The organism is Methylobacterium sp. D48H (genome assembly GCF_053345715.1).
The window spans coordinates 1-10,179 of sequence record NZ_JBKFAP010000051.1 but is presented as its reverse complement, the minus strand read 5'-3'; the positions used below and the strand labels follow the sequence as shown (position 1 = coordinate 10,179).

The 10,179-nt window shown below is 60.0% G+C and carries 11 protein-coding genes and 2 pseudogenes; 5 read left to right on the top strand and 8 right to left on the bottom strand.

The window, feature by feature from the left end; genetic code table 11:
- Positions 1 to 394 precede the first annotated feature (394 nt).
- Positions 395 to 517: a hypothetical protein gene (locus ACLBX8_RS31025; RefSeq protein WP_447716349.1), complete on the bottom strand. Its 123-nt coding sequence runs from the start codon at positions 515 to 517 to the stop codon at positions 395 to 397.
- 356 nt (positions 518 to 873) lie between these two features.
- Between ACLBX8_RS31025 and ACLBX8_RS31020 the strand changes: the two genes are divergently transcribed.
- The gene (locus ACLBX8_RS31020; protein ID WP_447716348.1) at positions 874 to 1,263 is read left to right on the top strand and encodes a hypothetical protein; all 390 of its coding nucleotides are present in this window, start codon (positions 874 to 876) and stop codon (positions 1,261 to 1,263) included.
- 327 nt (positions 1,264 to 1,590) lie between these two features.
- Here ACLBX8_RS31020 and ACLBX8_RS31015 read toward each other — a convergent pair whose 3' ends face one another.
- Positions 1,591 to 2,235 (bottom strand): hypothetical protein, encoded by a 645-nt coding sequence (locus tag ACLBX8_RS31015; RefSeq protein ID WP_447716347.1) that lies wholly within the window; start codon positions 2,233 to 2,235, stop codon positions 1,591 to 1,593.
- 441 nt (positions 2,236 to 2,676) lie between these two features.
- Between ACLBX8_RS31015 and ACLBX8_RS31010 the strand changes: the two genes are divergently transcribed.
- From ACLBX8_RS31010 to ACLBX8_RS30995, 4 genes are all read left to right on the top strand, one after another.
- Positions 2,677 to 3,219: a quinone oxidoreductase family protein gene (locus tag ACLBX8_RS31010; protein ID WP_447716346.1), complete on the top strand. Its 543-nt coding sequence runs from the start codon at positions 2,677 to 2,679 to the stop codon at positions 3,217 to 3,219.
- Positions 3,108 to 3,410: a zinc-binding dehydrogenase gene (locus ACLBX8_RS31005; protein ID WP_447716351.1), complete on the top strand. Its 303-nt coding sequence runs from the start codon at positions 3,108 to 3,110 to the stop codon at positions 3,408 to 3,410. The genes ACLBX8_RS31010 and ACLBX8_RS31005 overlap by 112 nt, the downstream gene beginning before the upstream one ends.
- An 876-nt stretch (positions 3,411 to 4,286) precedes the next feature.
- Positions 4,287 to 4,799 carry a hypothetical protein gene (locus tag ACLBX8_RS31000; protein WP_447716345.1) on the top strand — a complete coding sequence of 171 codons (513 nt, stop codon included), beginning with the start codon at positions 4,287 to 4,289 and terminating at the stop codon, positions 4,797 to 4,799.
- A 356-nt stretch (positions 4,800 to 5,155) separates the two neighbouring features.
- On the top strand, positions 5,156 to 5,764 hold the full coding sequence (locus ACLBX8_RS30995; protein ID WP_447716344.1) for a hypothetical protein: 609 nt from the start codon (positions 5,156 to 5,158) through the stop codon (positions 5,762 to 5,764).
- An 84-nt stretch (positions 5,765 to 5,848) separates the two neighbouring features.
- Here the strand turns inward: ACLBX8_RS30995 and ACLBX8_RS30990 are convergent, their stop codons facing one another.
- The 6 genes and pseudogenes from ACLBX8_RS30990 to ACLBX8_RS30965 form a co-directional block, all read right to left on the bottom strand.
- A complete protein-coding gene (locus ACLBX8_RS30990) occupies positions 5,849 to 6,589 on the bottom strand; it encodes a hypothetical protein (protein WP_447716343.1) in 741 nt (246 codons plus the stop codon).
- Between the two features lie 156 nt (positions 6,590 to 6,745).
- Positions 6,746 to 6,958 carry a helix-turn-helix transcriptional regulator gene (locus tag ACLBX8_RS30985; protein ID WP_447716342.1) on the bottom strand — a complete coding sequence of 71 codons (213 nt, stop codon included), beginning with the start codon at positions 6,956 to 6,958 and terminating at the stop codon, positions 6,746 to 6,748.
- A gap of 258 nt (positions 6,959 to 7,216) precedes the next feature.
- Positions 7,217 to 8,284, bottom strand: coding sequence for an IS3 family transposase (locus tag ACLBX8_RS30980; protein ID WP_447716350.1), 1,068 nt, complete (start codon positions 8,282 to 8,284; stop codon positions 7,217 to 7,219).
- A pseudogene (locus ACLBX8_RS30975) lies at positions 8,251 to 8,403 on the bottom strand (transposase); the annotation flags it as partial. The gene ACLBX8_RS30980 and the pseudogene ACLBX8_RS30975, both read right to left, overlap by 34 nt.
- A gap of 104 nt (positions 8,404 to 8,507) precedes the next feature.
- A complete protein-coding gene (locus ACLBX8_RS30970) occupies positions 8,508 to 9,443 on the bottom strand; it encodes a hypothetical protein (protein WP_447716341.1) in 936 nt (311 codons plus the stop codon).
- A 100-nt stretch (positions 9,444 to 9,543) separates the two neighbouring features.
- Positions 9,544 to 9,792, bottom strand: a pseudogene (locus ACLBX8_RS30965) (integrase core domain-containing protein); the annotation flags it as partial.
- Between the last annotated feature and the right edge of the window lie 387 nt (positions 9,793 to 10,179).

Genomic DNA, 10,179 nt, shown 5'->3' with positions numbered 1-10,179 from the left:
CGTGCCAGCCATGACCGCTTGGCCGACTGCGCTCGCCCGACCGGCTCCGTCGGCCAAGCTACCCGTAGAGCAGAGGCCGACCCTGCACTAACTTTGAACTCGGACCACCGCGTGGGGGCTGGTCACTGCGGCTTCCGGCGTGACGACGTGCGTGGGGCACTCTCCGTCCTTCGTTCGGATCGCGACGTGCTCAATCGTCATGGTCATCCTCAATCGGGCGCCGCGACCTTCTGCAACCAGCCGCCGAAATCCGCCAGCTTTCCGTCGATGCCATCCCGTCGGCTCCCGAGCGTGTGAACGCCCTCGGGAGATCCCGACTTCAGCCCCCGCACCTGCGATGCCTCGGTAGCGGAGCGTATGCTTCGGGCCGAGGAGCTGTCCCCCGATGCGCTCGCTACTCGGCCGCCTGTGCCCCCGCGGCGGCCAGCGGGCCCGGGGACCGGCGCAGGGGCATGTCGTCGATCAGGCGCTGACGCAGCGAGCCGCAGACAGCGGCGGGAACGGCAAGGACGGTCATAGGATGGCTCCGCTCGAAACAAGGGAGCCGGGATCGTCCGCCCGAGCTGAGCGGCCCTCAATCGGCGCAGGGCGTTCGGCTCAATCCGCCGACCTTGGAGCTGCCACTCATCCCGCGCGAGCGGGTTCGTTCATCCACCCCGAGCGGTCATTCGGGTTGCGACCCAACACAGCCATCCGGCCCGCCTTCGTCGCTGCTCCAAAGCGGTCGTTCGTCCGCCGCCCGCCAACTTCGGCTCATGTGGATTATGGAATTTGACTCTACGCCGATAAGCGGACGTGATTTCTGCGCTGATCCAGTGGGCCAAAATCTGTTAAGTGCTTCGGGACGAAGCCGATTATGCAGGGGATTTCGATATGGGTGCGAAGGTTGTGATGGTCGGCCTCGACCCTGATGTCGTCGATTTTTCCGATCCGGCCTACGCTGCTTTTCCTGGTTTGAACGCGACTGTCCTCAGAGACGCGCTGGAGAAGGATCGTCAAGCGCTCGTGAGCGAGGGCTTCGACGCGGTCTACAGTTTCTGGGACACGAGCGAGCGAGCGCAACACAAATTCATCGAAGATTTGGAGAACCACCATCCTGACGCAGTGATGATTGGCGCTGGGGTCCGCTTCAATCCTTCGCTGACGGTACTATTCGAGACCTTGATCAATCTCGTGCGACAGCACGCGCCGCAGGCGCGTCTCTGCTTCAACTCTGGCCCTTATGACACAGCTGTCGCTGTCGCACGTCAGACCACGTTCTAACCGCAACTACGATCCGACTCGGTTTCAGCCGCACCATCCCCGCCAGCGGACCATCCTAACGGCAGGGATGGTTCATGAGTGGGCGGATCGGCGGTGTCCGCTTCGATGCCTCCATCGTCCGGCAGCAGACCGGCGGGAAACCACCCAAAGCAGCCAGCCCAACAGAGCCTCGGTCGGGCGGCGCACAAATTCGTCTCGCGGCTCCGCAGGGCGACGAAGAGCGCGGGCCTCCCCCGTGGCACACACGATCGGACCGCCGATTCCGCCGGAGCCGACGTGACCGGCGACGCTTGAATCGCGCCACCGGCCAAAACTTGGGCGTCTATTTCAGGCTGCAGCTGCCGCAGCAGCGTTCGGGTGTAGGAGCGCCATCTCATCCCGCCGGCGTACCAGCAGCGGCAGGTCGGGCCAGTCACGCCACTGCAGGGTGAACTCCCCGCCCGGCTTCGAGGCAACGACCACGGCCTCGTACCAGCCGTCCTCCTCGCCTTCCGTGATCAACACCAAGCTTCCGATCGCAATGCCCGCCCAACTGCGGGGGTAGCGGGGATCTACCGAACCTGAACCGCCAAGGCAGCCCGCATCGTCATCTGCGGGCTTCTCCGGGCCTTGGGCGACCACTCTGATGCTGGAGATAGTCGAACCCTTCGGCCCGTCGGCGAGTGCCTGCAGGCGCTCGTACACCTCCCGAGCGACGAACGGCACGAAAGCGCGCCCCGACCCGAAAACCCTTCCCTGCGGCAGCTCGGCGGCGGCTGAACGCTGAGCATCATCGCACAGGACGAGGGCGCGAAACCCGATGGTCGCGGCGGCCTTCGTGGCGAGGCTTACGTCAGTGGGGCCGAACCACGCGGCGTGAGGCTTGCCGCCCTTGTCGGTGCCGAACACGACAAGGGCCGCCGCCGGCTTGGCGAGCGGGCTTTCAACTGGGGTGAGTACGCCCTTAGTTTTTGTAGCGGTCGCTGCGTTCATGGCTGGCTCCAGAAGAGCGAAGGGGGCCTCGGAATGAGACCCCCTTGGGATGGTTGCGGATCGCTGATGCTGGTGCAGAAGGCCGAACGGTCGCGCTAGGCGGTTCGGCATCAGCGTGGGTGGTGGGTGCCTCATGGCGGCCCTCGACGAAGGCCACAAAACGGCAGCCCAATAGCTTACTACCAGATTATATTCCTATTGGTCAAGGTGGCATCAAATCGGGTGAGGTGCGCTATAATGCCAGGCCGACGCAACGGCAGAAGTGCTCCAGGGACCTGGACCGACGTCACCTACTGGCTGGCGCGGCCGCACAACTCTTGCCGGCTCGAACTGCCGGCGCCGAGGACCGTCAAGTCGCGCTGGCCCTTGCGCGCATGAAAGCCGTCGTCGCCGGGCCGGAGGGGGCCTCTTCGCCGACGCTGACACCCGACGCCGAAGCCGATGGAAGTGCTTGTCAGGGTCCGGGCGGCCGCCCTCAACCGCGCCGATTTGGCCGTCGTGGCGGGGCAGCCGCATGGCCCGGCCGGTGGCCCGGGCACGATCCCCGGCTTCGAGTGGTCCGGTGACGTCGTGGCGGTCGGCACGGCCGTGAACGATCTCCGTCCTGGTGAGCGCGTCATGTGCTCCGATGCTGGTGCGTACGCCGAGTATGCCGTCGCGGATCACGGGCGAACCCTTCTGCTACCGGCCGACATGACGTTCGAGGTTGCCGCAACTCTGCCAGTTGCCGTTCAGACGTTGCACGATGCTCTTATCACTCAGGCGCACCTGCAGCCGGGCGAGACCGTGCTGATCCAGGAAGCGAGTTCGGTCGTCGGGCTGATGGCCCTCCATATCGCCCGCTGGTGGAAAGCCTCGGTCGTGATCGGCACATCGCAAAGCCCCGAGCATCGCGCGCGTCTGTCCGAGTTCGGTGCCACGCTAGCGATCGATACGAACGACCCAAACTGGCCCAACCAGGCTCGACAGGCGACGTCGGCGTAACGAACCGGACCCGGTCGATCGAGGAGCAGCGCGCAATCACTGAACGGGTCCGGTCGGATCTCTGGCAGGCGATTGCGAAGGAGAGGTTCAGCCTGCCGATCGATAGCAGGTACCCGCTCGCCGAGGCGTCGGCCGCGCTCGCGCGCATGAAGCAGAACAAGCACTTCGGAAAGATCGTCCTGAAGATGTGAGGAGTGCGCTGAGCGACGCGTTCCTATCCGAACTTACAAACTGCCGTTCGCCAGCCGCCTGAGAGAGTGGGATGAGGGCTGCTCTTGCCGGTCGTCGGCACCGCACGCGCCGCTCCAACTGCGGCGAGTTACAGGAGGCCCAATGGGCAGCGAACGTTACCCTCATTGCCCACCCCGAACAGGTCTGTCCCGAAGGCGCCGAGGATGTTGGCCAAGTTGGACTACGCGGCCCTTCCGATTTTCCAGAACCACCCTCCCAGGCCACCGGCACTCTACCCGAGACGATGGCGGCCGGCGGCGAAGCGCCGACCCGGCTGGGCCGGAGCGGAAGGGGCGATCTCCTCCCGCCCACCATTATCGAAACTGGCAGTCTTTCTCGGGCTCGTACATCTCAGGACCGTTCCTCACCTCTTCGAGAACGTCGCACAACACGGACACAGCGATGTCGCGGTTGCTCATCCGAACTACAAACTCAGCCATGATCCCGATCACGATCTGCGTCCGACCGACTCTGGTGCCATAGCCTAGCTGATTGAGCACTTGTTGATTTAGGAATTTGAGGATTTGATTGCGTGCAATCTGCCGCCTGCTCCAAGTCCATCCGGCGTAAGTCAGCAACTTCTGACCTGAAAGATACATCCCGCGCTCCCATAATGGGCAGTCCTGTTCCTGCCACCGTGCTTTTACGAGCCGCAATCCTTGCGGACCGGTAGATATCTACCTACATTCTCAGAACGGGAGGATAGTTTTATCAACTTACAAACTTCTAGAGCGGCAAAAATCATGCCAAGATGTTTCGATGTAACGAGAATTTCGGAATATCGAAGCTCGTAAAACCCTTTGGGTGTCCGAACGCGACCCCTGAGGAGAAAATCAATGTTAGGATTGTTTACAAACTCAATCATCATGATGATAAGCCGACCGAAATGCCAGGGTACGCGCGGTGCCGCAGTGTCGGAAATTCGTATCGGTTGTGAAGAGACGTTGAATTTCATCTGGCCCCGCAGCGCCATCGAGATCAAAGGAATTGATCCGGATGATCGGGTGCTCGCATTCAAGATAGATAATCTGAATGAGTTCGTTGACTGGGCTAGAGAAACGAACTGTCGCGACCTTCGTAGCCTGGACGGGCCGTGCGATTTCGCCATGGCGGCGATGTTTGCCGCGCTCGATGCTTTGATAGCCTCTCCGTCAGACGCAAGATCGGGCCAACTCGCACAAGGGTGTCTCTCCGCAGTAATTAAATTAGGAACATTCGTGAAGCCAAAGCGTAAGAATAGGCGGATGCGTTCCAAGGAAGGACCAAGATTCTATTCGACCGAACTCGTTGCGTATATTCGTCATAAGGTCGATACGGAATGGACTTGGGCTGAGACGCTGAAACACTAGCCGAGCTACAGCTGGCGGGGTCAATTGGATCGATTCCGCCAGCTGTCATCGAGTCGTGAAGCTCGTGTGTTGCCGCGCATAGGTCACAGACTGAAGCAGGCCTTTCATGTGGGTCGGCCAAGCGCAAGCGCTTGGACCTGCCAGCGCGGCTTCGCCGCGATCTCCGGCGCTACACTCGTAGGCAAAGAGCGCCTGGCTCAAAACTCGTAAAACCAATTGATAACGTAGGCCAAAGCAACGCGTGGAAGCGCCCGCCGAGCCAACCCTACTTCATCAGAAAGACCAATGCACTGCAAACCTGCTGTGTATATATGGCAGACTATTGCCAATTGTAAAAGTGGACGACTGAAATGACAATGCCTGATACAAACAGCCACACCACTCGCAAAGCTTACATCGAAGCCTGGGGTAGATACTTCGAGGAGCGTATGGCTGCTGGATGGGAAGGCTACCTCATCACCCTGATGTTCAAGCACATCCCTGGATCGGAAGCAGCCCGGTTACGAGTGATGGAACAAGAAGTCTACCGGGTATACGGTACCCACCTGAGCCGCCTCTTCCACCGGCCGAACGCCCCAAGCGTCCGCGGCAAGCTGCCGGTTTGGATTGTCTCACCCGACTACCCCGTCGCCAAACGGGAGAAGCAGATGCTCGACGATGTGCGCATCAACGAAGGGCTACACCTGCAAATCTCCGCCCTATATCACCCCGATCGCAGGTTTGTAGGTAGCATGGTCGACCACTTCGCCGACCTGATGCACATCTACATCCATGGAGATCATGAAATATTACGAATGCGTGTCAGTCCCATTGTGTCAAATGTGCGGTACGTGGTCGGTTACAATTGTAAAACTGTAGTCAAGCGCGGCTCTATCGGCGTCGACGGCCTGATTGTCCTTCCGCGGACCATGGGCGAGGTTCAATCGGGTGGTCGCGTGGCCATGCGGTCGAGTTTCCGCATCTAAAAATTTGGCCGAATCGAGGCTGTATACTCGACGAAAGGGCGTGGCAGTTGAAATCCGCCACGCCCACCTTCACTCGTAGGGCGGCTACTTCCTCTTGGGGTAAAGACCGAACTTTGTAGCTCGATAGGGTTTGTACGCCCCCTGCCCTGCTTCGCGCACCGCAACGATACGGATTTTCTTGCCGATTGGCCGCTTCATGGCCCTTTCAAATTCCTCCTTGGTCAAGTCGATGCCAAGGCGGTAGGGGCTTTGTTTTGGCTTTCGGGTGTTTTGTTTCTGGGCGGCGCTGGTGCGTTTCTTTCCATCTTCTTCATCGTAGCTTCCGTCGTCGACTACAAGATCGTCGACATAGATATCCTTCGCTTGTGGTTCAGGCAGCTCCTCGACATCAAGCTTTTTGTAGCGTGGGTCACCCTCAGCGACTTTCTTCAGAACTGCCTCGATCCCCCCATCAATAGAAATCTTGGCTTTCATTTCTTCAGGATTGATGCCTAGGTTATAGTAGTAGTCAAGCGCTCTGCCGTACTTTTGCGCCCTATTGAGACGAACAAAATCTTTACCAGCAAACAAAAACAGGGCGGTGTAGTGCGATCGCATCGGGCCGTTCGTGCTCGGACTCGGCCGATAGCGAGGTTCGCGCTTCTCCCAGAACGGTTCGTCACACTGGGTTTGCCACTCCTTATCGTCCTCGTACTTTTCTCTGACGATTAAGGCGCCAGCCAACATGGTGTAAAGTGTTTCGTTGTGTCGGGTCATCTCCGCATTGTATAGAGCCTGCAGGCGCCGTGCGAATTTGGTGGCGCTCTCCGAGGTGTCGTATTTCAACTCCGGTGCTTCGGGTTTTTTCGATTTAGGCCTTTTCATTGCTATTGCTCATGATTGAGCCAGCCGCGAGCACGCAGTTCCGCGTTACGCGAAGCTGGCGGGTTTTGTTCGGTTCGGATGGATAAGGGCGGCGCTGCAGTCGCCGCCTTGAACGCTTCAGCCTCGCGAGGACTGAGCTGCGATGAACGCCCGGATCTCTTCCGCGCGCCAGACTGTCGTGCGTGGGCCGAGCTTGATCGGTTGCGGGAACCGCCCGTCGGCGACGCCCTGCCACCAGCTGCTCTTGCTCATTGGGATTGGCCCGTTCGGTGCCAAAATCTGGGGTAGCCGAACGAAGCCGTACTCAGGAAACAACTGCGGTTTGCTCATCGCGTCTCCGTTGTTGCGATGAGCTTTGGATATCGGAGACGCGTTCCCCTACTCCGGTATACCGGAACTTTCAGCCACTAATCCGGAGTTTCGAATCGGCTGCCGGGGGCCTCTCCGTCCCCGCGTGATCGCACTCTGGAACCTTGTGCGCTGATGCATTTAAAGGGTTCATATCGGACGTGAGCTATTCGAAGCTGAGGCTGTCTGGGGGAGCCTCATCGAGACCGGGACGGCGCGGTTGCACGCGATCTGCGGGGATCATGCTTGCAGTGCCAATCGATCGGAGCGAGTGCCATCTTGAGGGTCCCCCGGATTTTGGTCCGGCCGGAAGGTGAGCTTCCGGATCTCATTCGGCGGCCTGCAGGCCGCCGCCACGGCTAATTCCTGGGGCGTTCGCCACCCCAGGGCGGTGTGAGGACGGCTCTCGTTGTAGTGCCGCCGCCACGTCTCGATCTTGCTCCTCGCGTCGGCCAACGACAAGAACCAGTTCGCGTTCAGGCACTCGTCGCGCAGCCGGCCGTTGAACGACTCGACCAGCGCGTTGTCGGTCGGCTTGCCGGGGCGCGAGAAGTCCAACGTGACACCATTCTCGTAGGCCCAGCGGTCGAGGGCCTTCGAGACGAACTCAGGCCCGTTATCGACCTGAATCGCGCACGGTGCTCCGCGCAGCAGCGCCAAGCGGCCGACGACGGCCACGACCTGCTCGCCTTTGATGCCCTGGTCGACCTCGATTGCCAGAGCCTCGCGCGTGAACGCATCGACGACCGTCAGGGCCCTCAGCCGGCGGCCGTCGAACAGCGCGTCGGAGACGAAGTCCATCAACCAGCGTTCGTTCGGCCGGAGCGCAGCAGGCTGACGCTCACGGTGTGCCGCGCTGACGTTCCGGCGCGGCCGCTTGAGCCGCAGGCTCAGCCCCTCGTCCCGGTAGAGACGGTGGACACTCTTGTGATTCACCCGCCAACCTTCCCGGCGCAGCAGGATGTAGATCCGGAAGTGCCTGTAGCGCACCTGGCTCTTGGCCAGATCGCAGATGCGCATCCGCAGCGGTGCCTGATCGGGTTTGGCCGAGCGGTAGCGGACGCCCGACCGACCGACGCCGAGCGCGGCGCAGCCGCGCCGCTCGCTCACCCCGTGCGCCTCCTGAACTTGGTGCACGAGCTCGCGTCGCCGAGCAGGCGTCAGAGCCTTTTTGCGAGCACGTCCTGCAGGATGTGCTTGTCGAGGCTCAGATCGGCCACGAGCTGCTTGAGCTTGCGGTTCTCGTCCTCGAGCTGCTTCAGCCGCCGCAACTCGCCCGTGCCCAAGCCGCCGTAGAGCTTCTTCCAGCGGTAGAATGTCTGCTCGGAGATGCCCATCCGGCGCAGCACCCCCGCGACCGGTGTACCGGTCTCGGCCTGCTTCAGCGCGAAGGCGATCTGCTCTTCGGTGTACCTGCTCTTCTTCACGGCTCTGCTCCTCCCCTCAGGGGCTCACGAAACCGGAAATCTCGCACTCACGCCGGACCAAAGCGATGGGGGGACGTCAATCTACCCCATCTGCTTTGCCCATATTACTTCCTTATTCTGATCCACTTAGGAGGGACTAGATAATTCGACGTGACTCCCAGGTAGTCAGCGGCCTTCTGGAGTGCGTCCCTTACCGCATCAACCTTCAAAATTAATCTATCATCTAGAATTTGCTCGGAGTCATCCACAATTTGAGATGGGCCACGGCTGTTAGAGCTGACCCGATGCTCGTATCGTGCGATCGCCATGGTAAGGATTATTTTATAAAATGTGCGCTGGAGGCGTGGATCTAGTTCATCCATCGATTGTGTCATCGCGGATTTTCGCGCATCTTCCAAGCGCGCAATCTCAGATTCCAAATGCTCAACTCGATTTAAGATTTGTTCGTACGTTGCCCGCTTTGCCCAACTCTGCAGTTCGTTTGGTAAGGCCCAGCTTTTCTGCGTCGCCCACGCTATGAATGCCCTTGGCTGTATGTTCTCCGGTAACATCCTGGCTTGAACTGCACTCAAGATTGCGTCGGACCGATTCCGGTACGTAGCCCTGACTTTCGACGATCGCAGGGGGCCCCTCATCGAGTCGGCGTTGACGACGCTTGGCTCTTTGCCCAACGACAGCGCTGCTGCTTGGTCAGGTGTCCAAATTTCGATGTCGAGCCAGTACGCAAAATCGGCATCGGCTGAGGGTTGATTAAAGAAAAGGAATGGCTCCATCGCCGCGGATGATATGCGGCGACGCGCTGCTTCTTCATCTTTAATGGCGCGATATATCTTCAGTATCTCGGTGTCATCGAGCTTTTTCAACTGCTCGGCGCGCCTAACTTTATCATCTGCTATATTTCGCGGCGAATTCGTGAGCTCATTAATTTGTACATTTGGATCCGCAGAATCTTCGACAAACTGATGCTGTAAAATATAAGCTATGCATTTATCGCGGTCGATGAATTCGGCTTTTTGCCTATGGTTAGCATCGCGCATCATGCAGTTGCCTCCTCGGTTCGGCCGGTGTTCGGGCTCGTAGGGCAAAGTGGCTGAAATCGATCTTGCACCGCCTACGGATTGTGAGACACCGATCTGAAGCCTACGGGGCGATTGCGGCGGGTGGTAGCTGCGCGGCGCGGATATCGGCCGGTGGCCGGAACCCCTGTCGCTCGATCAGCCATGTCTCATTGTAGAGATCCCGGAGCACAAGCAGGGCGTAGCGCAGATCCTCGACCGTATCGAACTGCTCGATCCACAACAGGTCCTTCTTCAGGGTGCGGATGAAGCGCTCGGCGCAGCCATTTCTTTCCGGGGCGCGCACGAAAGCGGGCGAGCTCGCTGTGTTTAGGCGTGGAATAAGGGCTCTGACTCACTCTCGCTGACTCCGGCGGCGTTGAGGGTGCGGATATCCACGATGGAGCCGCAGCATGCGCCCCCGCTTCAGGCCGTCGAGCCTCGTACCTGCCGGATTCGTCGTCGATGACTTTGATGTCGGCACCGATCGGATCGGTCTGGTCGTGAGGTCCGAATCTGCGACGGCGCCTTGCCCAGACTGCCGGACTGGAGTGGCCCCCAATTCGACCGGACACCGGGCGTAGCCGTGAGGGCCTAGGGCGTCTCTGCAAAGGGGTTCACAGGCTGGGTGGTCAGGCCCATGTGGGCTTGATGCGACGCTTTGAACTGACCGACGCGCAGTGGGAGCAGATCGCCCCGCTGCTGCCTCCGCAGAAGCCGC

What these genes read in the sequence shown, in the direction of transcription:
- ACLBX8_RS30970 (WP_447716341.1), bottom strand. Translation starts at nt 9,443, where the DNA reads ATGATGCGCGATGCTAACCATAGGCAAAAAGCCGAATTCATCGACCGC.
- ACLBX8_RS31015 (WP_447716347.1), bottom strand. Translation starts at nt 2,235, where the DNA reads ATGAACGCAGCGACCGCTACAAAAACTAAGGGCGTACTCACCCCAGTT.
- ACLBX8_RS31025 (WP_447716349.1), bottom strand. Translation starts at nt 517, where the DNA reads ATGACCGTCCTTGCCGTTCCCGCCGCTGTCTGCGGCTCGCTGCGTCAG.
- ACLBX8_RS30985 (WP_447716342.1), bottom strand. Translation starts at nt 6,958, where the DNA reads ATGAGCAAACCGCAGTTGTTTCCTGAGTACGGCTTCGTTCGGCTACCC.
- ACLBX8_RS31000 (WP_447716345.1), top strand. Translation starts at nt 4,287, where the DNA reads ATGTTAGGATTGTTTACAAACTCAATCATCATGATGATAAGCCGACCG.
- ACLBX8_RS30995 (WP_447716344.1), top strand. Translation starts at nt 5,156, where the DNA reads ATGCCTGATACAAACAGCCACACCACTCGCAAAGCTTACATCGAAGCC.
- ACLBX8_RS31010 (WP_447716346.1), top strand. Translation starts at nt 2,677, where the DNA reads ATGGAAGTGCTTGTCAGGGTCCGGGCGGCCGCCCTCAACCGCGCCGAT.
- ACLBX8_RS31020 (WP_447716348.1), top strand. Translation starts at nt 874, where the DNA reads ATGGGTGCGAAGGTTGTGATGGTCGGCCTCGACCCTGATGTCGTCGAT.